The following is a 24287-nucleotide window of genomic DNA, read 5'->3' on the forward strand; positions in this document are numbered from 1 at the left end:
TTGCTTCAAAGGAAAAAAGAACAAAAGAAAAGCTAAGGGCATTAGTTGCTTCCCTTAGCTGGTGTAATGATGGAGCTTGCAAATGGTTGTTTTAAATGGTCATTAATTATTTGATTTACTGATTGTACAGTTACTTGTTTGAGTTCTGCTAGTGCTTTTTCAATTGTACGATCATAACCAAATACAAGTTCGTTTTTAGCATTGCGACTCATAAAATCATACGCTGTTTCTAATCCAAGAAGCAAATTACTTTCAAGTTGTTCTTTTGCAAATAGTAATTCTTTTTCAGTAATACCTTCTCGGCATTTCGTATTGATAGAATGAGTAATTGTTTGCTGCAACAAAGGTAGCTGATGTGGCGAAGTGCCAGCATAAATCACAAATGCACCGGCATCTTGATACGCAGAATAATAGGAGTAGACAGAATAAGCAAGCGCCTTTTCCTCTCTTACTTCTTGAAATAAACGAGAGGACATAGAATCTCCCAACACACTATTTAACACAACTAAGCTTAATAGATTAGGTGATTGTATACTTAACCCTGGATAGCCCAATGCCAAATGCGACTGTTCTACCTGACTCTTCTTTTCAATTTTCGCTGGAACAAAAGTTGGCGAAGTGAAAATTGTAGGCTCATATGAAGTTGTTGTTGGGAATTGATTGAATAATTTCTCAATCGTTTGAATTAACGTTGGCGACAAATGACCGGCAATTGAAACTACAACTTGTTCGGGACGATAATGCTTGTGCATATATGCCAGAAGATTTTCACGATTAAAGGTTTGTAATGTTTCTGTTGTTCCTAGAATCGGCGAACCTAATGCGTTGTTTGGAAACATTGCCTGCCATAATCTTTCATCTACATCATCATCAGGTGCATCTTCCGTCATTGCAATTTCCTCTAATATCACTTGTCTTTCCTTATCAATATCTTCAGGACTAAATTTGGAATGGAAGAACATATCAGTCAAAATCTCAATTGCTTTTTCTGCATGATGATCAAGAACTACTGCATAATAACATGTATTTTCCTTTGATGTGAAGGCATTGAGTTGCCCTCCTATACGATCAAATTGTTCAGCTATATCTTTTGCTGAACGTGTATCTGTCCCTTTAAATAGCATATGCTCTATAAAGTGTGTCATACCATTCTCATGCGGTTGTTCGTATCGAGAACCTACATTTACCCAAATCCCCATTGCTACTGAACGTACATGCGGTATATCTTCCGCAACTATGCGTACTCCATTAGCACAAATATGTTTTGTAACCAAATAGTTTCCTCCTTATAATACAAGCAAAAGAGGTCGCCGTTTTTCTGGAAACGGACGACCTCAATAATTTTAACATTTATGATGTTTAGACACTCAAGTTAGGAACGAGGAGTATTGAATTGGAATCCCCTGTTGCGGATGTCCTCAGATTACTTTTGCTCTGCGCGTTCTTTTTCTTCTTTTAATACTACTTTACGAGAAAGGTTTACACGACCTTGGTTGTCGATTTCAATGACTTTTACAAGTAGTTCATCTTCTAATTTAAGAACATCTTCTACCGCTTTAGTGCGCTCTTCTTGAATTTCAGAAATGTGTAGTAAACCGTCTTTACCTGGGAAGATTTGAACAAATGCACCGAATTTTTCGATACGTTTTACTTTACCCATGTAATATTCGCCTACAACTGCTTCACGTACAATGTTTTCAATGATTTCTTTTGCACGTGCGTTCATTTCTTCATCAACTGAAGAGATGTAAATTGTACCGTCTTGTTCTGTATCAATTTTCACGCCAGTTTCTTCGATAATTTTATTGATTTGTTTACCACCAGGTCCGATAACGTCGCGAATTTTATCTGGGTTAATTTTAACCATGATAATTTTCGGAGCATATTTTGAAAGGTGATCACGTCTTTCCGGCATAGTTGCAAGCATAGACTCTAGTATATGCATACGACCAATTTTAGCTTGTGTTAACGCTTCTTCTAAAATTTGGTTAGATAGACCATCAATTTTGATATCCATTTGAAGTGCAGTAACACCTTTTGCAGTACCTGCTACTTTGAAGTCCATATCACCAAGGTGATCTTCCATTCCTTGAATATCTGTTAAAATTGAATAATGTTCATCTTTTTTAATAAGACCCATCGCAATACCTGCTACTGGTGCTTTAAGAGGAACACCTGCATCCATCATTGCTAGAGTTGAAGCGCAAATACTTGCTTGTGAAGTAGAACCGTTCGATTCTAAAACTTCTGATACGCAACGGATCGTATAAGGGAAGTCTTTTTCATTTGGAATAACAGCTTCTAAAGCACGTTCTCCTAAAGCACCGTGTCCGATTTCACGACGACCTGGTCCACGAATAGGTCCAGTTTCCCCTACTGAGAATTGAGGGAAATTATAATGATGCATGAAGCGTTTAGACTCTTCAACACCTAAACCATCAATAATTTGAACATCACCTAGTGCACCTAAAGTACAAACTGAAAGTGCTTGAGTTTGTCCACGTGTGAACAAACCAGAGCCATGTGCTCTTGGAAGTAAACCTACTTCTGAAGATAGAGGACGAATTTCATCTAATTTACGACCATCTGGACGAATTTTATCTTCTGTGATTAAACGGCGTACTTCTTCTTTCACCATTTTATCTAGAATTTCGCCAACTTGTTTTAAAGTTGCTTCATCTGCTTCAGCTTCTTCGTATTTAGCAATAACTTCAGCTTTTACAGCATTAATTGCTTCTTCACGAGCATGCTTTTCATAAGTTTGGATAGCAGCAATCATATTAGTTCCGAATTCTGCGTTAATTTCAGCAAATAATTCTTCATTTATACCATGTAATATTACTTCCATTTTTTCTTTACCGACTTCAGCAGCAATTGTTTCTTGGAAAGCAATTATTTTTTTAATTTCTTCGTGACCGAACATAATAGCTTCTAACATTTTTTCTTCAGGAACTTCTAAAGCGCCTGCTTCAACCATGTTAATAGCATCTTTTGTACCAGCAACTATTAAATTAATTGTTGATTTTTCCCATTGTGCAACTGTTGGGTTTACGATAAATTCATCGTCAACAAGCCCAACTTGGACACCTGCGATTGGTCCGTCAAATGGAATATCAGAAACCATTAGTGCAAGTGATGATCCAAGCATAGCTGCCATTTCTGAAGGGCAATCTTGATCTGCAGACATAACCATAGAGATTACTTGTACTTCATTACGGAAGCCATCTGGGAATAATGGACGGATTGGACGGTCGATTAAACGAGATGTTAAAACCGCTTTTTCAGAAGGACGTCCTTCACGTTTGATAAACCCTCCAGGGATCTTACCAACTGCATATAATTTTTCTTCATAGTTAACTGTTAATGGGAAGAAGTCTAATGGTTTTGGGTGTTTTGAAGCTGTTGCATTTGATAGTACAACTGTTTCTCCATAACGTACTAATACCGATCCATTAGCTTGCTTTGCGAGCTGACCTACTTCGATTTGTAAAGGTCGTCCGGCCCATTCATAGGTATAAACCTTTTTTTCGTTCATTTATTTGAACTCCTCTCTCAAAGAAAACATCTATTCATGTATTTATGTAGTACTATTAGTTTATCAAAAAAGGGAGGCTTATGCGAAACATTTCAATTCTTTATATTCAAATTGTTGTAGGAGGTTAGTTTATTGAAGCATAAAGAAAAAGCGGGACAAGCCCGCTTTCACAAAATTGCATGTTATCGACGTAAGCCGAGTTTAGTAATGATTTCACGGTAGCGTGGTACGTCATTTTCACGTAAATATTTTAATAAGTTACGACGACGTCCAACCATTTTGAATAAACCGCGACGAGAATGGTGGTCTTTTTTATGAGTACGTAAGTGCTCATTTAAGTTGTTAATCTCTTCCGTAAGGATAGCGATTTGAACTTCTGGTGAACCAGTATCACTTTCGTGTACACGGAATTCAGCAATGATTTCGTTTTTGCGTTCTTGTGTTAGTGCCATCCTATTCACCTCCTAAATTGAAATATCCCCAAATGCTGAGCAAACGTTGGTGATTCGAAAGCCAAGCAATGGTTCAGTGGTTGCAGAGCAACTCACTTATGAAATAGTAACATAAGCGCCTGATAGAATCAACTATTATCTAACGTTCACGTAAATATTTCATTGCAGTTGCCTTATCTATTTCGATTTGACTTTTTAGTGCATCTATTCCATCAAATTTTTGTTCTGATCTTAAATGCTTATACCAATCTATTTGTACTTCTTCAGCATAAATATTTTTGTTGAAGTCCATAATATGTACTTCAATTGATAAGTTTTTTTCATCCGGGTTTTTGAATGTCGGTTTATATCCCACGTTACAAACACCATCGAACCATTCATTTTGAACTTGCATTCTTACAGCATAAACACCATTTGCTGGTATGAACGTTCCTTCATGCGCTTGAATGTTTGCAGTCGGAAAACCAATCTGACGACCGCGTTTATCACCATGTACGACAATACCTGGAATTTGGAATGGTCTTCCTAGTAGACTATGAACGGCTTCCATTTCACCCATTTGTAACAACTTACGAATTCTAGTAGAGCTAATTTTCTCCTCTTCTTGAACTTGCTTATCAATTACAGTAACTCCAAAGTCTTCATTGCTAAGTGACTCCATATCTACCATCGTTCCTTTACCAAATGCACCAAATGTAAAGTCGAAGCCTGCTGTCACATGTTTTACATTTAAATCACGAATAAATACATCTACAAATTTACTAGGACTAAGCTTAGCAAAATCCGAAGTGAAGCGTACGACGAATACCGTATCAACTCCCATACTTTCAAGGATATCTAGCTTTTGCTTTATTGGTGTAATATAAAATACTTGTTCTTTACTTTGGCCTAATACAATCGAAGGGTGAGGATCAAACGTCATAACAGCTGTTTTCAAGTTTTTCTCTTGTGCTTGCTTTTTCGCATGCCCAATCACCGCTTGATGACCTCGATGTACTCCATCAAAAAAGCCGATTGCAAGCGAATATGGTCCTTCAATATTTGGATGACTAATTTGGTGAGGGTACATTAATTGAATTACTTTCATCATAAAGACTGCCTCCTAATCAACAGCTGGGAACATTTTTTCTGGCTTCATAAGCCCATCTTTTGTTGGATGCTTAATATAAATAGCAACCGCTCTCCCACTTTCTACAAATACTATTTTATCATGTTCTTCTAGAGATGAGTGCATAGGAAGTACTTGTCCATTTGTAATTTGCTTATGATTCTCTTCATTAATTTGGAAAGTTGGATAATTAGTTAATGCTTGCTCAATTGGCATTATTACTTTATCCAATTCCCCCGCCTCAGCAATTTCACGTAATTCAGAAATTGTGACACAATCTTCCTTCCTGAAATTCCCAGAAGCTGTGCGAACTAGTGAAGCCATATGCGCAGGGTACCCTAACTCTTCACCTATTTGTACAGCTAAAGTGCGAATATATGTCCCTTTGCTACATGCAATGCGAACTGGGAAAGTGATAGTAGCTCCCTCATAAACCAATTCATCATCTAGTAGTTCTAAGCTATAAATCATTACATTACGAGATGGACGTTCTATAATCTGACCTTGACGTGCGTATTCATATAATTTCCGTCCATTTACTTTCACAGCTGAATACATCGGTGGTGTTTGTGAAATTTCTCCAGTAAGATTAGCAAGTACCTGTAATAAATGTTCACGAGAAATGGTTTTGACACTACTATCTTCTGCCACTATTTCCCCTTCAGCATCTTCAGTTGTAGTAGATGCACCAATTGAAATTACGGCCTCATACGTTTTACCTGCGTCTGTCAAATATTCTGCTAGGCGTGTTGCATTGCCAATACAAATCGGCAAAACACCTTCTACACCTGGGTCTAGCGTCCCTGTATGTCCTACTTTTTTCGTTTGCAATATTTTGCGTAATTTAAATACGCAATCGTGAGAAGTCATTCCCCGTTCTTTCCATAGAGGAAGAATGCCATGTTGCATTCGTTTCAACTCCTTTTTATTATATATAATTTTATTTTAAAGACAGAAAAAGCCTGCAAATAATAAGGTTTGCAGGCTTGTTTCAATTATTGATCTTTTGATTCATGTAGTTGACGTAAAAGCGTGTCAATTTTATTACCATATTCTGCTGATGAGTCGAACTCAAAGAATAATTCTGGTGTAATTCTTAAACGAATACGTTGACCAATTTCAGAACGAATAAAGCCTTTTGCTTTTTCAAGTCCTTTTAATGTGTCCTGACGCTCTCTATCAGTACCTAAGCAAGTAATATAAATTGTTGCTTGTTGGAGGTCACCTGTTACTTCAACATCTGTTACAGTAACAAATCCGACACGAGGGTCTTTAAGTTTACGAACGATAATATCGCCGAGTTCCTTTTTCATTTGTTCTGCAACACGGTTCGCGCGCATACTCATAATCGTTTCACCTCAATTTTTATAAGTACTCTCTTTGTATGTTTAGTCGTTCCCATTCGGGATTTGATTCTAGAAGTTGAAGAGCACGAGTGAGCTCACGATCTGCTGCATCCTTAGAAGAAGCTACAGTAACAATCGCGAGCAATGCTCTTTGCCAAACATCTTGATGGTCAATTTCTGCAATGGAAACATTGTACCGCTGTTTTGTACGGGTAATCATACGTTGCAAGACAGCACGTTTTTCTTTTAATGAATGGGCCGCAGGGATGAAGAATTCACACTCTGCGTAGACAATCATTTGCGTACAATTTCTTCCATGATGAATGCTTCAATAACATCTTCTGTTTTAATATCATTGAAGTTTTTCACTGTAAATCCACATTCATAACCTTTAGCTACTTCTTTAGCATCATCTTTGAAACGTTTTAAAGAGTCTAATTCGCCTTCGAAAATAACGATACCCTCACGGATAACACGAACGCCACTATCGCGCGTAATCTTACCTTCAAGTACGTATCCACCAGCAATTGTGCCGACTTTAGATACTTTGAATGTTTCACGAACTTCTGCTGAACCAATAATTTTTTCTTGGAATTCAGGATCAAGTAATCCTTTCATTGCAGCTTCGATTTCTTCAATTACTTTATAAATAACACGGTGTAGACGGATATCTACGCCTTCAGCTTCAGCTGCGCGTTTAGCATTAGTATCTGGACGTACATTGAAACCAATGACAATGGCATTTGATGCAGCAGCTAATGAAATATCAGATTCTGTAATTGCACCAGCACCTGTGTGGATGATACGTACATTTACACCTTCTACATCGATCTTCATTAGTGAAGCTGCCATTGCTTCTACCGTACCTTGAACATCAGCTTTAACGATTAAGTTTAATTCTTTCATTTCGCCTTGGCTCATTTGTTCAAATAAATTATCAAGAGTTACTCGTTGTTTTTCAGAGCGTTGTGCTTGAATAGCTGTCATTGCACGAGCTTCCCCTACTTGACGAGCTGTTTTTTCATCTTCGAATACTACAAAACGATCGCCTGCTTGTGGAACTTCACTTAATCCAGTAATTTCAACTGGTGTAGAAGGACCTGCAGTTTTCACGCGACGACCAATATCATTAACCATTGCACGAACACGACCATAAGCGTGACCGACTACAATTGGATCACCGATGTTAAGAGTACCATTTTGTACTAATAAAGTAGCAACTGAACCGCGACCTTTATCAAGTTGGGCTTCGATTACAGTACCAATAGCTTTACGTTTTGGATCAGCTGTTAACTCGCCTACTTCTGATACTAACAATACCATTTCAAGTAATGAATCAATGCCATCTCCTTTTAATGCTGAGATTGGAACAAAGATTGTTTCGCCGCCCCAAGCTTCTGGTACTAGACCATGCTCAGTTAGCTCTTGCATTACACGATCAGGGTTAGCTGTTGGTTTATCCATTTTGTTTACAGCAACAATAATTGGAACTTCCGCAGCTTTTGCATGGTTGATTGCTTCAACTGTTTGTGGCATTACACCGTCATCAGCAGCAACTACTAAAATTGTTAAGTCAGTAATTCTTGCACCACGTGCACGCATTGTTGTAAACGCTGCGTGTCCAGGTGTATCTAGGAATGTAATTTTCTTGTCGTTTACTACAACTTGGTAAGCACCAATATGTTGAGTAATACCGCCAGCTTCTCCAGCAGTTACTTTTGTATTACGAATCGAATCTAGTAATGTTGTTTTACCATGGTCAACGTGACCCATAATTGTTACAACTGGTGGGCGTTCTGTTATGTTATTTGTATTTACTTCTTCTTGGTCACCCTCGAAGTAAGTTTCTAGGTCTGTTACGTCGATACGAATTTCTTCCTCAACTTCCACACCATAATCAGCACAGATTAGTTCGATAGCATCTTGTTCAAGCTCTTGGTTAATTGTTGCCATAACGCCAAGCATAAATAATTTTTTGATAATTTCAGATGGCTCACGGCCTAATTTTTTCGCTAATTCGCCTACAGATAATGATTCGAAGAAAGTGATTTTTTCTGGTAATTCTTTTTTCACTGCAGGTACAACTGGTTGTGGTCTGTGTTTACGACGTTGGCCACCATTAATACCTGGTTTTTTTCTTTGGTTAAAGTTACGGTTTCCACCTTGTTGGTTGGATTGACCACCAGGGCCACGATTTGTATTACGGTTTTGGCTAGAGTTTGTATTCGTGCCGGTTCTTGTGTTCGAATTCGTATTTGGTTTATTGTTTGAACCTGTATTTGGTCTTGAGTTTGTGTTCGTATTTGAATTCGAATTTGGTCTTGAACTTGTGTTTGAGTTCGGTCTTGAACTTGTGTTTGAATTCGGTCTTGAATTAGTATTTGGTTTTGCATTTGAGTTAGAACGATTGTTTGAGTTTGAGTTGTTTTTTGAAGTGGAATTGTTATTCATAGTACTTCCTTGATTAGTATTTTGTTTTGGTTGAGCAGCGCTAGTTTGTGGTGCTTTTTCTTCTTTTCTAGCGTTCGGACGATTCCCTTGTTGTCCTCTGTTTTGGTGCTCAGTTTTTTTTGGTCCTTGAGATGATTGTGCGTTAATTTTCATTTTAAATACACCATCTAGTTTGCTAACTGCATCTTTTTCTAACGTAGACATATGGTTTGTGACGTTTATTTGTAGCTTTGTAAGCTGATCAATAACTTCTTTACTTGACTTATTTACTTGTTTCGCATATTCATGGACGCGTAATTTTGTCATGTATTCACCCCCGGTTAGATTTCGTTGAGAAGCTCGGACAGTTTTTTTGCAAAACCGTCATCCACGATGGCTAATGAGACCCGTGCGTCTTTCCCCGTGGCATGTCCGAGATCATATCTAGTCCCGAACTCCTGCAACTCAACGTTGAAAGAATGACATTTATCTTGCATTTTTTTGCGCGTATTGGCAGAAGCATCTGTTGCTAAAATAACAAGTTTCGCACCATTACTGCGCACTTCTTTAATAACTTGTTCTTCGCCTGAAACGATTTTACGAGCCCTGGCAGCCAATCCAAGTAAATTTAAAATAGATTGCTGTGGCGTCATGTTAACGTCTCCTTGCGAATGACTTTTAAAAGGTCTTCATATACTTGTTCAGGAATTTCCACTTCTAACTGATGCTTCAGGACATTTTTCTTTTTCGCTTCTGCAACAGCTGTTTCGGATTTTGAAACATATGCGCCGCGACCTGACTTTTTGCCTGTAACATCAACGGAAACTTCGCCTTCTTTAGAACGAACAACCCGGATCATCTCTTTTTTAGGGAACATTTCACCTGTTGCTACACATTTTCTTAAAGGAATTTTTCTGTTTATCGACATAAGAACACACCTTCCTTTTAGCGTAAGAACTTTTGGCCATATTGGTTCTATAAGAAGACTTTGCATATGACCAAATGCTTTTACTTATTCTTCGTCGTCTTTATATAAATCAACCTCAACGTCATAATCTGCATCTTCTTCGTCTTGAGCTTCCTCATAAACAACAGTTGAAGATTGACTTGGGTAGATTCCTAATTCTCTTGCATCTGTTTCACTCTTAATATCAATCTTCCAGCCTGTCAATTTCGCAGCAAGGCGAGCATTTTGACCACGTTTACCAATAGCTAAAGATAATTGATAATCAGGAACTACTACTGTAGTTGACTTTTCTTCTTCATCAACTTGTACATCAAGAACTTTTGAAGGACTTAGTGCGTTTGCAACGAATACGACAGGATCTTCTGACCATTCAACGATATCGATTTTCTCACCGTTTAGTTCGTTAACAATTGTTTGAACACGGGCACCTTTTGTACCTACGCATGAACCTACTGGATCTACTTCTTCATTATGTGCAAAGACAGAAATTTTAGAGCGATCGCCAGCTTCACGAGCGATTGATTTAATTTCCACTGTACCTTGGAAGATTTCAGGAACTTCTAATTCAAATAAACGACGAAGTAAACCAGGGTGAGTACGTGATACGTATACTTGTGGTCCACGAGAAGTACGTTCAACTTTCGTAATATACACTTTGATACGATCGTGAGGTGCATAAGACTCGCCTTGAATTTGTTCATTTTGTGGTAATACCGCTTCGACTTTACCTAAACCTACATAAATATTACGTGGGTCTAAACGCTCTACAACACCATTTACGATATCATCTTCGCGATCTACATATTCTTCATAGACAATGCCACGTTCTGCTTCACGGAATCGTTGAGTAACGATTTGTTTCGCTGTAGTAGCAGCGATACGTCCGAAATTACGTGGTGTTTCTTCCTGTTCCACGATATCACCGATCTCATAGGCAGGGTTGATAACTTGCGCATCTTCTACAGAGATTTGTAAGCGATCGTCTTCTACTACCTCTACTACATCTTTTCTTGAATACAAGTGCATTGTACCGCGGTCAAGGTTTAAATCAACACGCACGTTTTGCGCTTGGTTGTAATTCTTTTTATATGCATTAATAAGTGCCGCCTCGATTGCTTCAATAATGATATCACGAGAGATACCTTTTGCTTCAAGTGCATTTAACGCACCAACCAATTCTTTACTCATTGTCTATTTCACTCCTACTATTAACTTTCTGCAGAAAAATCGATTGCTAAACGAGCTAATGCTATTTTATCTTTATCGATAACGACCTTAATTTTTCTTGTTTTAATCTTAACGTCAAGTTCTACACCTGCGTCTGTATAAGATCTTAAATAACCTTCAAATACTTTCATACCGTTAATGGCTTCATATGATTTAATATGCACGAATTGACCAATAGCTTTTTCAAAATCAGCTTCTTTTTTTAATGGTCGTTCTGCTCCTGGAGATGACACTTCAAGGAAATAATTTTGTTCAATTGGATCAGATTCATCCAACTTTAAACTTAATAATTCACTTACTTGAGCACATTGTTCAATGTCAATGCTTCCTTCAGGAGTATCAATGTAAACGCGCAAAAACCAATCGCGACCCTCTTTAACGAATTCAACTTCGACTAATTCAAGGTTTAACCCTTCTACTATAGGCGTTGCAAGTTGTTCCACTGCTGAGATAACTTTGCTCATACAATCCTCCTGACTCACTTCATGTTGTCATAACAACAGAAAAGAGCGGGAAATCCCACTCTTTTGCTGGCGTTCTATCAACAAATTAATTAAATAAATGATAGCACAGTATAGCCCGAAATGCAAATAAACCCTAGAACAGAGAGAGTTGGTTAGCATCTGGCATACCTTCTAAACAACCGAGTTTATCCATATATTCGATTAATGTTTTTGATACACGTCCACGTTGTTGTAAATCTTCTTTTGATAAGAATTCGCCATCTTCTCTTGCTTTAACAATGGCAAACGCTACGTTGTTACCAAGACCAGGAATTGCATTGAAAGGAGGAATTAAACTATCCCCATCAATCACAAATTCCGTTGCTTTAGAACGATACAAATCTACCTTTTGGAAATGATAACCTCGTTCGCACATTTCTAAAGAAAGCTCAAGGACAGTTAGCAAGCTTTTTTCTTTCGTAGAAGCTTCTAAACCTTTCGCATCAATTTCATCAATTTTTGACTTAATCATCTGCGAACCATTCACCATCGCAATAAGATCGAAGTCTGAAGCACGTACACTAAAGTATGCACAATAATAAAGAATTGGTAAATGTACTTTAAAATATGCAATACGCACTGCCATTAATACATATGCAGCAGCATGGGCTTTTGGGAACATGTATTTAATTTTCTTACATGACTCAATGTACCACCCAGGCACTTTATTGGCTTTCATTTCTGCTTCAAATTCTTCTGATAAACCTTTACCTTTACGCACTGACTCCATAATTTTAAAGGCCAAGGATGGCTCCAATCCTTGATAGATTAAATACACCATAATATCATCACGACAGCCTATAACTTCAGATAACACACATGTACCATTTTGGATTAATTCACTAGCATTTCCTAACCAAACATCCGTACCGTGAGATAGACCAGAAATTTGGACAAGCTCTGAAAATGTCGATGGTTTCGTTTCTTCTAACATTTGACGAACAAATCGTGTACCAAACTCAGGAATACCCAAAGTACCTGTTTTACAATTGATTTGTTCAGCTGTTACACCTAATGACTCTGGTCCATTGAAAATTTGCATAACCTCTACGTCATCAGTAGGAATTGTTTTAGGGTCAATTCCTGATAAATCTTGTAGCATACGAATAACCGTCGGATCATCATGGCCAAGTATATCTAGTTTTAAAACGTTATCATGGATTGAGTGGAAGTCGAAATGCGTTGTTTTCCATTCAGAATCCTGTGCATCTGCTGGAAATTGAATCGGCGAGAAATCGTAAATATCCATATAATCAGGTACTACGATAATACCGCCTGGATGTTGCCCTGTTGTTCGTTTAACACCCGTACAACCTTGTACAAGTCTGTCTACTTCTGCACCACGGAAATTTAAGTTATTGTCACTTGCATAACCTTTTACATAGCCATACGCAGTTTTCTCTGCGACGGTACCAATTGTTCCTGCACGATATACATATTCTTCACCAAATAATACTTTCGTATAGTTGTGGGCTTGTGGTTGATATTCACCACTAAAGTTAAGGTCGATATCAGGAACTTTATCTCCTTTAAATCCAAGGAAAGTTTCGAACGGAATGTCGTGGCCGTCTTTTTGATAAGGAGTACCACATTCAGAACAATCCTTATTCGGGAGGTCAAAGCCTGAACCAACAGAACCGTCATCGAAAAATTCTGCATGCTGGCAATTTGGACATACATAGTGTGGTGGTAAAGGATTTACTTCCGTAATTTCCATCATTGTTGCAACAAGTGACGAGCCTACCGATCCCCTTGAACCTACCAAATAACCATCATTTAATGATTTCTTCACAAGTTTATGTGAAATTAAATAAATAACAGCGAATCCATGACCAATAATCGATTTCAACTCTTTTTCAAGACGTGCTTCTACAACCTCAGGTAAGTTGGGTCCGTAAATAGAGTGCGCCATATCATAACTCATATTACGCACTTCCTCATCTGCACCTTCAATTTTAGGTGTATAAAGATCATCTTTTACCGGCTTCACATCACCAATCATATTAGCAATTTTCTGAGGGTTTGTTACAACAATCTCTTTCGCAATATCGTCACCTAAAAAAGCAAATGCATCTAGCATTTCGTTAGTTGTGCGGAAATGTACTTTTGGTAATGTATGACGATTCAATGGGTTTGCCCCACCTTGTGAACGGATTAAAATTTGACGGAATATAGCATCATTTTCATTTAAATAATGAACATTCCCTGTCGCCACAACAGGCTTGTCTAATTTCTTTCCTAACTTGACAACTTTACGGATGATATCTTCTAAGTTCCACTCATCACGTACAAGTTCACTATCAATTAAGTGTGAATATACAGCTTTTGGATGCACTTCTAAATAATCATAGAATTTTGCAACTTGTTCTGCTTCTTCCATTGATTTTTGCATAACTGTTGTGAAAACTTCACCTTTATCGCAAGCTGAACCGATAATTAATCCTTCTCGGTACTTCGTCAACATTGAGCGTGTAAGACGAGGGACACGGTAAAAAGTTTGCGTATGTGAAAAGCTAATAAGTTTAAAGAGATTCTTCAGACCGACATTATCAGTTGCTAAAATTGTACAGTGTGTTGGTCTAGCTCGTTTGTATGAATCTCCTCCACCGATATTTTTGTTGAAATCATCGTGATATTTAATGCCCTTTTCATCTGCTTCTTTTAAGAGATGTAGAAGTAGGAATCCCGTAGCTTCTGTATCATAAATAGCACGGTGATGTTGTGTTAATTCTATATTGAATTTTTTACATAAAGAATTTAATCTGTGATTCTTCATTTCAGGGTGTAAGAAACGTGCAAGTTCCAATGTATCTATAACCGGATGATTCTTTTCATCAATTCCTGCTTTTTTATAAGCCTCATATAAGAAACCTATATCAAATGAAGCATTATGAGCGACAACTATTCCATCACCGATAAATTCATGGAATTTTTTAATCATATCTACAACTTCAGGTGCGTTTCTAACCATATCATCTGTAATACCTGTGAGTTCGATCGTTGTCGCAGAGAGAGGGTGATGAGGATTTGCAAAACTCTCAAATTTATCGACAACCTCACCATTAACGATTCTGACAGCAGCGAGCTCGATTATAGTGTCGTATGCAGCTGATAATCCAGTTGTTTCTACGTCAAAGACAACAAATGTATCCGTTTCAAGTAAACGATGCTGTTCATCATACGCGATAGGTACACCGTCATCTACTAGATTAGCTTCTAGTCCGTATAAGATTTTTATTCCGTGCTTCTTACCAGCATTATAGGCATCAGGGAATGATTGAGCAACAGCATGATCTGTAATTGCAATTGCTGGATGTCCCCACTTAGCTGCTTGGGCAACGAGATCACCAACAGACGTAACAGCATCCATTTGACTCATTGGAGTATGAAGATGTAGCTCGACACGTTTTTCACCTTCTGGAGCGGTATCTTTACGTAAGACAGGTTTTATCTCCATAATATCTTGTGCCATAACAATTAGATCACGAACAAATGTATCATTTTGAACCGAGCCACGCGCCTTCACCCACATACCCTTTTTAGCCTGCTGCATAAGTGCAGCGTCCTCTTTATCTCTTGAGAACATTTTCACTAATATGGAATCAGTATAGTCGGTAATTTTCAATGTAAGAAGTGATCGACCACTTCGCAACTCTTTTACTTCTGCAGCGAAGACAAATCCTTCAATTGTGATGCGGCGTTCTTCATCTTGGATTTGTTGAATTTCCATCATAGCTTCATCAGGCTTAATAGGGACCCCAAGCTGGAATGGACGGTCTGAAACGTCTACACCACTTGGATTATCATTGCGTTCTTTTTCACGCTTTTGCATATCTTCGACAGCTTTTTTCGCAAAAGCTTCCTCTTCTATACGGCGTTGTTCTAAAAAGGCAAGTTGCGCTTCTGCTAATGCTTCAGTTGATTCATTTAGTTGGAAATCAATTGGCATATGCGGGAATCCATAGGTTTCATAAGCGTCCGCTATAATGTCTGTATACTTTTTCTTAAGTGTCATCATTTCAAGCTCTTGTTGACAATTAATCATCATTTTCTGACCATTCCACTCAGGCAGCTGTTTCACTAAACCTTCTCGCAATGGTGGTGATAGTTCATCGATGTCTTCAATCACCTTTAGCCAATAATCTGTTACCAATTCCTTTGATATTATTTGTTGCGGAGCTTCAATATCCAATTCAATTTGTGCTATTTGCGAAAATGCCTTTGTTAATCGTGTTTCAAATTCGCGATATACCCCAAATGGTAAAATCGCAGGTAATTTGAGAGAAAATCGCCAAACGCGTTCTTTTTTGTGTACGGTCATTCTAGCTAATTCTGCAGCATTAAAATAAGGCATATAAACGTCTTCTGTTAAATCAATTTGTTGGAGCAGTAGTTGAAACTTCAACTTTGCATCTTGCTCGTTTGTCATTATCCCACCTACCTTCTGTAAAAAAAGAAAAGAAGTACATTAAAGTACTTCCCCCTTTTTGACTCATTGAACATTACTCAGCGTGAAAAAAGTTATTCAAACGATCGACTAACTCTTCTTTAGCCCATTCGAAAGTTTCGCCAGACTGTCTAAATTTCACTTCTAAAATACCTTCTGATGCTTTTTTACCAATAGTAACACGTACTGGTAACCCGATTAAATCTGCATCTGCAAATTTAACGCCTGCACGCTCTTTACGATCATCATAAAGCACATCATAACGATATGATTGTAATAATTTGTACGTTTCTTCTGTTAAATTCTTTTGTGCTTCATCTTTTTCATTCACTGAAATCAAGTGAATATCATATGGCGCAATTTGTTTTGGCCAAACAAAACCATAGCTATCTTGGAATTGTTCTGCAACCGCAGCTACAAGGCGAGACACACCGATACCATAACAACCCATAATAAATGATTGAGCTCGTCCATTCTCATCTAGGAAAGTTGCTTTCATTGAGTCACTGTATGTTGTACCTAGTTTGAATACATGCCCAACTTCAATACCCTCAGCAAATTTAATAGTACCTTTTCCGTCTGGAGATGGGTCGCCAACTTGAATAAATCGTAAATCTTCAAAACGATCAATTGCAAAATCGCGGCCTGGATTTACATTAATATAGTGGAAGCCATCTTCATTTGCACCACATACACCATTACGGATAGATTTGATTGCATTATCCGCAATTACTTTTACATTAATCGGAAGTTTTACAGGTCCTAAAGAACCAACATGACTACCTAATAAATCAAAGATAACTTTGTCATCTGCTAATTCAACAGATTGTGCATCAAGTGCGTTCTTCAATTTAATATCGTTGATTTCATGATCTCCACGAGCTAATACAACAACTAGTTCGTCGTCTACATTAAATACTAATGATTTAATACAAGACTCAGGTGATACTTTTAAGAATTCAACAATCTCATCGATTGACTTCTGGTCAGGTGTAGAAACTTTTTCAAGTTCTTTCATATCTTCATTTGAATGACTATACTCAACGTTTACTTCAGCCATTTCAATATTAGCAGCAAAACTTGATTCATCAGAGAAAGCAATTGTATCTTCTCCAATTTCAGATAGCACCATAAATTCGTGTGTATCTTTACCGCCTATTGAACCTGAATCTGCAATAACTGCACGGAAGTTCAAGCCAAGTCGAGTGAAAATATTCGTATAAGCTTTTACCATATCATTATATGTTTCATCTAAACTTTCACGAGTAGCATGGAATGAATATGCATCTTTCATAACAAATTCACGACCACGTAATAAACCAAAGCGAGGGCGCTTTTCATCACGGAATTTATTTTGAATTTGATAAAGTGTTAATGGCAATTTTTTATAAGATTTTACTTCGTCACGTACTAAAGAAGTAATAACCTCTTCATGTGTAGCTCCCAATGCAAAATCACGGTTATGACGGTCTTTTAAACGCATTAACTCTGGGCCATATGCTTCCCAACGTCCTGTTTCTTGCCAAAGCTCAGCTTGTTGTAAAGCAGGCATTAACAATTCAACAGCATCGATTGCTTCCATTTCCTCGCGAACAATTTGTTCTATTTTTTTAAGTACTTTTGTTGCTAGTGGTAAATATGAATAGACACCACTTGTATTTTGACGAATAAAACCTGCACGTAATAATAGCTGATGAGACTTAACGTCAGCATCAGCAGGTATTTCACGTAAGGTTGGGATAAATGTTTTACTTTGTTTCATAAAAACCACACCTTTTGCGTTATTTATAAATATTTATTAAAAGAAAAATCTTTGAATATCGTTCCAAGTTACGACTATCATTAAAATCATTAACAACATAATACCAACAAAATGTACCATGCCTTCTTTTTGGCGATCAATCGGTTTGCCACGTATAGCTTCAAAACCGAAGAATAATAGACGTCCACCATCTAAAGCTGGTAGTGGTAATAAATTCATGATTCCTAAGTTGATACTTAAAATAGCTGCCCAGTTCATGACATTTGTCCAACCGTATTTAGCTACCTCTTCAGTTGCTTTGTAAATACCAACAGGACCAGATAATGCATCTAATGTAAATTTACCAGTTACAAGCATACCTAATAGTTCAAAGATTTTCATTGTCCATGTATACGTTTGTTCCACACCATACGAGAATGCTTTTAGTGGATTTTTTTCCATCGGACTTGAATATTGTACACCTATTTGTCCCATTTTTTGTTCATTTACAACAACTTCTTTTGGTGTTAATATAATTCGCTCTTTTTCCCCACCACGTTGTACATCCAAAGTCATTTCTTTTTTCGGGCTATTTTGAATAGCTTCAGATAATTCTTGCCAACTGTCAATCGCTTTGCCATTTATAGCAGTAACGACATCCCCTTTAACTATACCTGCCGCTTGAGCCGGACTACCTTTTACTACATCAGCAATAACTGGCTCATTCGTTGGAATTCCCTGAACTAGTCCGATAACAATGAATATTATGCATGAAAGGATAAAGTTAAATAACGGACCTGCAAAAATCGTCATTGCACGCTTACCTAATGATTTTGAATTAAACTGACGATCATAAGGAGCAATAATTGTTTCAGTACCATTTTCATTAATAACTGCATCACGCGCTACATCATAACGTACAAGATGCTCATCTTCGTCATAGCCTTCAATCCACAATTCTTTTTGTAGATCCGCTTTTTCAACTTCCAAAAATAACATGTCCGGTAGTTGCTTATTTTGATTTAATACAATTTTTTCGATTTCATCTTTGTCATTCAGTTGCATACCGATTCTATAACCAGGTTGTAGCTCGATATTGTCCATATCGTCTCCAGCCATTCGTACATAACCACCAAGTGGAAGTAATCGAATAGTATACAGTGTTTCACCTTTTGTAATCCCTAAAATTTTAGGTCCAAAGCCGATTGCAAATTCTCTAACTAAAATACCTGAACGTTTCGCAAAAATAAAGTGACCAAGCTCATGAAAGAATACAATTGAGCCGAACACTACTATGAATGCAATGATTGATTGCATGGAATCCCACCTTCTTCAGCTTGAAAAAATATCATTCAATCCTGTAGTTATTTTATCATGCTTTGAACTGATTTTCTTGTTTCTTTGTCTACGTGTAAAATAGTTTCTAAATCAGGTTGTAAAATGTTCACGTGTTTGTCCATAATTCGTTCAATAAGATTTTCAATTTCCAAGAATTTAATCTTTTCTTGCAAAAATGCTCCAACAGCTGCTTCGTTTGCCGCATTCATGGCTGTAAGAATTGTCCCTCCCATTCGACCTGCTTGATATGCGAAATCAAGGCAGCGGAAACGTTGTAAATCTACATTTTCAAAATGTAATTGAGATATCTTCGCCAAATCAAGGCGTTCTGCGGTTGAACGTGGTAAACGCTCTGGATAACTAAGTGCATATTGAATTGGTGTTCGCATATCAGGTGTCCCTAGTTGAGCCATAATACTAGTATCATGATATTCAACCATTGAGTGAATAATACTTTCTCTATGTATTAACACGTCAATATTATCATAATCCACATCATATAACACTGCCGCTTCAATGACTTCAAGCCCTTTATTCATCAATGTTGCTGAATCAATTGTAATTTTAGCTCCCATTGACCAGTTCGGATGATTTAACGCCTCTTTTATAGTAACGTTTTTCAAATCTTCACGCGTTTGGTCGCGGAAACTACCACCTGAAGCAGTTAAAATTAATCGTGAAATGTCTTTTCGGTTCTCACCGTGCATCGATTGCCATAAAGCTGAATGTTCACTATCTACTGGTAGAATTGCCACACCATGTTTTTTAGCTTCCGACATTACTATATGACCGGCAGTAACTAATGTTTCTTTATTAGCAATGGCGATATTCTTCTTAGCTTTAATCGCAGCTAATGTTGGTTCTAATCCAACACTACCTAATACAGCGTTGACTAACACATCGGCTTCAGGGCAAGTAGCTACGTCTATTAAGCCTTGTGCACCAAAAACAAAATCCGTTTTAGGAAACTCTTTTTGCAATGCAACTGCATCTTTCTCAAATTGTACTGATACGATAAGAGGTTTAAATTCCTTAACAATTTCACGAGTTTTTTCGATATTTTTCCCTGCTGAGAAGGCTACAAGTTGAAACGAATCTTTATGGTCCTTCACAATATCCAACGTTTGAATACCAATAGATCCTGTTGCGCCTAGTAAACTAATTGATTTCATCAAAATAATCTCCTTCTTCATCCAACAAAGTGCAAGAAATGCAACAATGGTAATACAAATAATAAACTATCAAAGCGGTCTAAAATACCGCCATGTCCAGGTAATATTTTACCTGAGTCTTTCACATCATAATGACGTTTAATCGCTGATTCTACTAAATCGCCCATTTGACCGAATATAGAAGCAATAACCGATACAATAATTAAAGTGACATATGTTGTTTCTATCCCAACAATCAATTGGAATAGTATTGCAAAGACAATAGCGGTAACAATCCCGCCTATAAATCCTTCAATTGTTTTATTTGGTGAAATTTCTGGCCATAATTTGTTTTTTCCAAGCTTGCGCCCAACAAAATAAGCACCTGAATCAGTAGTCCACACGATAACTAAGGCATAGATAACATATTCTAACCCTTCCACTCGTGTTTCAATCAAATAGTGGAAACCCATACCAACATAAAGCACACTTATAATAACAAATCCTACTTCATCAAAAGTGAACTTGTTTTTAATTAGCACTGTATAAATTAGTAATAGAATAGCACCTAAAAATAGAAATTCCATTTTCGAATAAGATGTTACTTCTAAGACTTTCGCTTCCCAATCATTTGGCATTAGCAAAATAAACATTGTTAGTAATGTTAAAATGCCTTGTATTGAAAATAGCGAAATGCCTTTCATTCGTAAAATTTCATACAGACCAACTGCTGCCATCGCATATACTAATAACGAAAATGGAAGTCCTCCCAAAACAACAAATGGTATAAATAACGCAGCAGCAATAACGCCTGTGATAATACGCTGTTTCACGTTTTATTCCCCTTTCAATCCTCCGTATCGACGATTACGTTTTTGATAATCGTTCACCGCATCTAAAAGTGAATGTTCGTCAAAATCCGGCCAGAGCGTGTCAGTAAACCAAAATTCAGTATATGCTAGCTGCCAAAGCATAAAATTACTCAAACGAATTTCTCCGCTTGTACGAATTAATAAATCAGGTTCTGGTAACTCACTGGTCATTAAATGTGTTGAAATACTATCTTCTGTAATATCTTCCACGGTAAGTTCACCATCTTGAGCTTTCTGAACTAATTGTTGTACCGCTGATAATATCTCAGATCGACTACCATAATTAAGTGCAAAATTTAATACCATCCCTGTATTTTTTTCCGTTTCTTTCATCGCTTTTTTTACAGCATTTTGTGTATGTTCAGGAAGAGAGTCCATTTCTCCAATCATAGCGATTCGAATATTCAGTTCCATGAGTTCGGGTAAAAATGAAGTTAAAAATTCCTCAGGTAAGCGCATTAAAAATTCTACTTCCATTTTAGGGCGCTTCCAATTTTCAGTTGAGAATGCATACAAAGTAAGAGCCTGCACACCAATCCTATTTGCAGCCCTTGTAATTTTACGGACATTTTTCATACCTTCATGGTGACCAGCGACACGTGGCATTGCACGTTTTTTTGCCCAACGACCATTACCATCCATAATAATAGCAATGTGCTTGGGCACAATTTCTCCAGTCATATCTGAAATTCGTTCCTGTAAATTTCGATTTTGTTTATCTGATTTTCTCCATACGAGTTTATTCAACATTTAGAATCCTCCACTAGCTTACAAATCGGAACGTATACTTCATCTATCATATCAAAAATAAGAATTCTTTTCCTTAATCTTGTTTAAAAAAAAGACGTCCCCTTAGTTAGGACGTCTTTTAGAAAACAAGGTTCTTGAAATTAAACTGCCATGATTTCTTTCTCTTTTTCTTTAGCAAGTTCATCAACTTTTACAATGCTTTCATCTGTAGCCTTTTGGACATCATCAGCATAGCCGCGTAAATCGTCTTCTGTAATATCGCCATTTTTTTCGAGTTTTTTGAAATCCTCATTTGCGTCACGACGCACGTTGCGGATTGCAACTTTAGCATCTTCAGCAGACTTTTTAACGACTTTCACAAGTTCTTTACGACGTTCTTCAGTTAAAGCAGGGATTGCTAAGCGAATCACATTCCCATCATTAGTTGGTGTGATACCAATATCTGATTTCATTAGTGCTTTTTCGATGTCACCTAGAACTGTTTTGTCGTATGGTTGAATAACTAAAAGACGAGCTTCAGGAACAGATACACCTGCTAATTGATTAATCGGTGTTGGTGCACCATAATATTCAACTGAAATTCGGTCTAATAATGAAGCGTTCGCACGACCAGCGCGAATTGAAGCTAGTTCGCGAGAGTACGCGTTAATTGTTTTGACCATTTTCTCATTAGCTTGAGCCATCACTTCTTTAGGCATTACGAATTCCTCCTAACAACTGTGCCAATAGTTTCACCTTGAACGGCACGTTTAATATTTCCATTCTCCATTATTGAGAATACTATGAGTGGGATATCATTGTCCATACAAAGCGTTGAAGCAGTAGAATCCATTACCTGTAATCCTTGTTGAATCACTTCTAAGTATGTCAAATTATCATATTTAACTGCATCAGCATTTGTTTTTGGATCAGCTGAATATACGCCATCTACATTGTTTTTCGCCATTAAAATTACATCCGCATTAATTTCAGCGGCACGTAATGCAGCTGTTGTATCTGTCGAGAAGTAAGGATTACCTGTACCCGCCGCAAAAATAACTACGCGTTTTTTCTCTAAATGGCGTACTGCTTTACGACGAATATAAGGTTCCGCTACTTGTGTCATAACTATTGAAGACTGTACACGTGTTGCAACATCAAGATTTTCTAATGAATCTTGTAGTGCTAAAGCGTTCATCACTGTAGCTAACATACCCATATAGTCCGCATTTGCACGTTCCATACCCATTTCGCTACCGATCTTACCTCTCCAAATATTACCGCCGCCAACAACAAGGGCAACTTCTACTCCTAGGTCCACAACTTCTTTAATTTGTTCTGCTACTGATTTTACGATATTAGGAACAAGTCCGAAGCCTTGATCCCCTGCTAAAGCCTCACCGCTTAATTTGATGACGACTCTTTTGTATTGTGGCACACTCATTGGAAACCTCCGTCATACTTTTTTCTTGAAAAATAGGGAACACGAAAAGCTGTGCTCCCTAGTCTGTTTATATTAAATGTGTATTAATTAGTTACCTTTAACTTGGTTCATTACTTCTTCAGCAAAGTTGTCTTCGCGTTTTTCAATACCTTCGCCCACTTCATAGCGTACGAATGATTTTAAAGTACCGCCAGCAGCTTTAACGAAATCGCCAACTTTTTGGTCTGGGTTTTTAACGAATGATTGGTCAAGAACACAGATTTCTTCGAAGTATTTACGTAGACGGCCTTCAACCATTTTAGCTACGATGTTTTCTGGTTTACCTTCGTTAAGAGCTTGTTCAGTTAACACTTTACGTTCGTGATCGATTTCTTCTTGAGAAATTTGGTCATGAGTAATGTATTTAGGGTTTAAAGCTGCAACGTGCATAGCTACGTCTTTAGCAATTGAAGCATCAGTTGTACCTTCAACTACTGTTAATACGCCGATACGACCGCCCATGTGTAGGTATGGTCCGAATGAGTCAGCGTCAGTTTTTGTAGCAATTTCAAAACGACGAAGAGTGATTTTTTCACCGATTTTAGCAATCGCGTTTGAAATGTGATCTGCAACAGTTAAACCATTTTCCATAGTAGATTCTAAAGCCACTTCAACTGAAGCAGGTTTAGTAGCTAGAAGGAATTCTGCTAATTCTTTTACAAGAACTTGGAAGCCTTCGTTTTTAGCTACGAAGTCAGTTTCAGCATTTACTTCAACTAGTACAGCTTCGTTTCCTTCTTCTAAGATGAAAGTAGTACCTTCAGCTGCAATACGATCAGCTTTTTTAGCTGCAGAAGAAAGACCTTTTTCACGTAGGAAGTCGATTGCTGCGTCCATATCTCCGTCTACTTGTACTAATGCTTTTTTACAATCCATCATACCAGCACCAGTTTTTTCGCGTAATTCTTTTACCATTTGTGCAGTTACTGCCATTGTTAGTTCCTCCTTGTGTAATCAT

Annotated in this window: 21 protein-coding genes; all 21 read right to left on the reverse strand. The window is 37.5% G+C overall.

What is annotated here, in order from left to right:
• Positions 1-41: 41 nt before the first annotated feature.
• The 21 genes from MHH85_RS14685 to tsf all read right to left on the reverse strand — a co-directional run bounded on the left by MHH85_RS14685 (position 42) and on the right by tsf (position 24262).
• The gene (locus MHH85_RS14685) at positions 42-1274 is read right to left on the reverse strand and encodes a M16 family metallopeptidase (RefSeq protein WP_340707601.1); all 1233 of its coding nucleotides are present in this window, start codon (positions 1272-1274) and stop codon (positions 42-44) included.
• 149 nt (positions 1275-1423) lie between these two features.
• Positions 1424-3535, reverse strand: coding sequence for a polyribonucleotide nucleotidyltransferase (gene pnp, locus MHH85_RS14690; protein ID WP_340707602.1), 2112 nt, complete (start codon positions 3533-3535; stop codon positions 1424-1426).
• A 182-nt stretch (positions 3536-3717) separates the two neighbouring features.
• Entirely contained in the window at positions 3718-3987 is a 270-nt protein-coding gene (gene rpsO, locus MHH85_RS14695; RefSeq protein WP_053417428.1) for a 30S ribosomal protein S15, read from the reverse strand.
• A gap of 139 nt (positions 3988-4126) precedes the next feature.
• Complete coding sequence (gene ribF / locus MHH85_RS14700) at positions 4127-5074, reverse strand: riboflavin biosynthesis protein RibF (protein WP_340708183.1); 948 nt, start codon at positions 5072-5074, stop codon at positions 4127-4129.
• Positions 5075-5089: 15 nt separating this feature from the next.
• Positions 5090-6004, reverse strand: a complete 915-nt coding sequence (gene truB / locus MHH85_RS14705) for a tRNA pseudouridine(55) synthase TruB (protein ID WP_340707603.1) — start codon at positions 6002-6004, stop codon at positions 5090-5092.
• Positions 6005-6090: 86 nt separating this feature from the next.
• Positions 6091-6441, reverse strand: coding sequence for a 30S ribosome-binding factor RbfA (gene rbfA, locus MHH85_RS14710; RefSeq protein ID WP_193738744.1), 351 nt, complete (start codon positions 6439-6441; stop codon positions 6091-6093).
• Positions 6442-6460: 19 nt separating this feature from the next.
• Positions 6461-6739 carry a DUF503 domain-containing protein gene (locus MHH85_RS14715; protein WP_193738743.1) on the reverse strand — a complete coding sequence of 93 codons (279 nt, stop codon included), beginning with the start codon at positions 6737-6739 and terminating at the stop codon, positions 6461-6463.
• Positions 6736-9198, reverse strand: coding sequence for a translation initiation factor IF-2 (infB, locus tag MHH85_RS14720; RefSeq protein WP_340707604.1), 2463 nt, complete (start codon positions 9196-9198; stop codon positions 6736-6738). Before infB ends, MHH85_RS14715 begins: the two co-directional genes overlap by 4 nt.
• Positions 9199-9212: 14 nt before the next feature.
• Positions 9213-9524, reverse strand: a complete 312-nt coding sequence (locus MHH85_RS14725; protein ID WP_053417433.1) for a YlxQ family RNA-binding protein — start codon at positions 9522-9524, stop codon at positions 9213-9215.
• Positions 9521-9799: an RNase P modulator RnpM gene (gene rnpM, locus MHH85_RS14730; protein WP_038184222.1), complete on the reverse strand. Its 279-nt coding sequence runs from the start codon at positions 9797-9799 to the stop codon at positions 9521-9523. The genes MHH85_RS14725 and rnpM overlap by 4 nt, the downstream gene beginning before the upstream one ends.
• Positions 9800-9883: 84 nt before the next feature.
• A complete protein-coding gene (gene nusA, locus MHH85_RS14735; RefSeq protein ID WP_053417435.1) occupies positions 9884-11026 on the reverse strand; it encodes a transcription termination factor NusA in 1143 nt (380 codons plus the stop codon).
• A gap of 20 nt (positions 11027-11046) precedes the next feature.
• Entirely contained in the window at positions 11047-11529 is a 483-nt protein-coding gene (gene rimP / locus MHH85_RS14740) for a ribosome maturation factor RimP (protein ID WP_053417436.1), read from the reverse strand.
• 133 nt (positions 11530-11662) lie between these two features.
• Positions 11663-15997 carry a PolC-type DNA polymerase III gene (locus tag MHH85_RS14745; RefSeq protein WP_193738741.1) on the reverse strand — a complete coding sequence of 1445 codons (4335 nt, stop codon included), beginning with the start codon at positions 15995-15997 and terminating at the stop codon, positions 11663-11665.
• A gap of 73 nt (positions 15998-16070) precedes the next feature.
• Entirely contained in the window at positions 16071-17777 is a 1707-nt protein-coding gene (locus MHH85_RS14750) for a proline--tRNA ligase (RefSeq protein WP_193738740.1), read from the reverse strand.
• 36 nt (positions 17778-17813) lie between these two features.
• Positions 17814-19073 (reverse strand): RIP metalloprotease RseP, encoded by a 1260-nt coding sequence (gene rseP / locus MHH85_RS14755; RefSeq protein WP_193738739.1) that lies wholly within the window; start codon positions 19071-19073, stop codon positions 17814-17816.
• Between the two features lie 47 nt (positions 19074-19120).
• Positions 19121-20266, reverse strand: a complete 1146-nt coding sequence (locus tag MHH85_RS14760) for a 1-deoxy-D-xylulose-5-phosphate reductoisomerase (protein WP_340707605.1) — start codon at positions 20264-20266, stop codon at positions 19121-19123.
• A 17-nt stretch (positions 20267-20283) separates the two neighbouring features.
• Positions 20284-21078: a phosphatidate cytidylyltransferase gene (locus MHH85_RS14765; RefSeq protein ID WP_193738737.1), complete on the reverse strand. Its 795-nt coding sequence runs from the start codon at positions 21076-21078 to the stop codon at positions 20284-20286.
• 3 nt (positions 21079-21081) lie between these two features.
• A complete protein-coding gene (locus MHH85_RS14770) occupies positions 21082-21867 on the reverse strand; it encodes an isoprenyl transferase (protein ID WP_193738736.1) in 786 nt (261 codons plus the stop codon).
• 140 nt (positions 21868-22007) lie between these two features.
• Positions 22008-22565 (reverse strand): ribosome recycling factor, encoded by a 558-nt coding sequence (gene frr, locus MHH85_RS14775; RefSeq protein ID WP_053417443.1) that lies wholly within the window; start codon positions 22563-22565, stop codon positions 22008-22010.
• Positions 22565-23290, reverse strand: a complete 726-nt coding sequence (pyrH, locus tag MHH85_RS14780; protein WP_053417444.1) for a UMP kinase — start codon at positions 23288-23290, stop codon at positions 22565-22567. Before pyrH ends, frr begins: the two co-directional genes overlap by 1 nt.
• An 87-nt stretch (positions 23291-23377) precedes the next feature.
• Entirely contained in the window at positions 23378-24262 is an 885-nt protein-coding gene (tsf, locus tag MHH85_RS14785; RefSeq protein ID WP_193738735.1) for a translation elongation factor Ts, read from the reverse strand.
• Between the last annotated feature and the right edge of the window lie 25 nt (positions 24263-24287).

Origin of the sequence: Viridibacillus sp. FSL E2-0187 (genome assembly GCF_038006425.1) — a bacterium.
Classification (GTDB): Bacteria; Bacillota; Bacilli; order Bacillales_A; family Planococcaceae; genus Viridibacillus; species Viridibacillus arvi.

Bases quoted from the DNA above. Each gene is read 5' to 3' on its own strand.
- frr (WP_053417443.1), bottom strand. From the start codon at position 22,565: ATGCCTAAAGAAGTGATGGCTCAAGCTAATGAGAAAATGGTCAAAACA.
- rimP (WP_053417436.1), bottom strand. From the start codon at position 11,529: ATGAGCAAAGTTATCTCAGCAGTGGAACAACTTGCAACGCCTATAGTA.
- pnp (WP_340707602.1), bottom strand. From the start codon at position 3,535: ATGAACGAAAAAAAGGTTTATACCTATGAATGGGCCGGACGACCTTTA.
- MHH85_RS14770 (WP_193738736.1), bottom strand. From the start codon at position 21,867: ATGTTGAATAAACTCGTATGGAGAAAATCAGATAAACAAAATCGAAAT.
- rnpM (WP_038184222.1), bottom strand. From the start codon at position 9,799: ATGTCGATAAACAGAAAAATTCCTTTAAGAAAATGTGTAGCAACAGGT.
- MHH85_RS14715 (WP_193738743.1), bottom strand. From the start codon at position 6,739: ATGATTGTCTACGCAGAGTGTGAATTCTTCATCCCTGCGGCCCATTCA.
- infB (WP_340707604.1), bottom strand. From the start codon at position 9,198: ATGACAAAATTACGCGTCCATGAATATGCGAAACAAGTAAATAAGTCA.
- MHH85_RS14760 (WP_340707605.1), bottom strand. From the start codon at position 20,266: ATGAAATCAATTAGTTTACTAGGCGCAACAGGATCTATTGGTATTCAA.
- MHH85_RS14750 (WP_193738740.1), bottom strand. From the start codon at position 17,777: ATGAAACAAAGTAAAACATTTATCCCAACCTTACGTGAAATACCTGCT.
- tsf (WP_193738735.1), bottom strand. From the start codon at position 24,262: ATGGCAGTAACTGCACAAATGGTAAAAGAATTACGCGAAAAAACTGGT.
- rseP (WP_193738739.1), bottom strand. From the start codon at position 19,073: ATGCAATCAATCATTGCATTCATAGTAGTGTTCGGCTCAATTGTATTC.
- MHH85_RS14725 (WP_053417433.1), bottom strand. From the start codon at position 9,524: ATGACGCCACAGCAATCTATTTTAAATTTACTTGGATTGGCTGCCAGG.
- pyrH (WP_053417444.1), bottom strand. From the start codon at position 23,290: ATGAGTGTGCCACAATACAAAAGAGTCGTCATCAAATTAAGCGGTGAG.
- truB (WP_340707603.1), bottom strand. From the start codon at position 6,004: ATGCAACATGGCATTCTTCCTCTATGGAAAGAACGGGGAATGACTTCT.
- MHH85_RS14745 (WP_193738741.1), bottom strand. From the start codon at position 15,997: ATGACAAACGAGCAAGATGCAAAGTTGAAGTTTCAACTACTGCTCCAA.
- rbfA (WP_193738744.1), bottom strand. From the start codon at position 6,441: ATGAGTATGCGCGCGAACCGTGTTGCAGAACAAATGAAAAAGGAACTC.
- ribF (WP_340708183.1), bottom strand. From the start codon at position 5,074: ATGAAAGTAATTCAATTAATGTACCCTCACCAAATTAGTCATCCAAAT.
- nusA (WP_053417435.1), bottom strand. From the start codon at position 11,026: ATGAGTAAAGAATTGGTTGGTGCGTTAAATGCACTTGAAGCAAAAGGT.
- rpsO (WP_053417428.1), bottom strand. From the start codon at position 3,987: ATGGCACTAACACAAGAACGCAAAAACGAAATCATTGCTGAATTCCGT.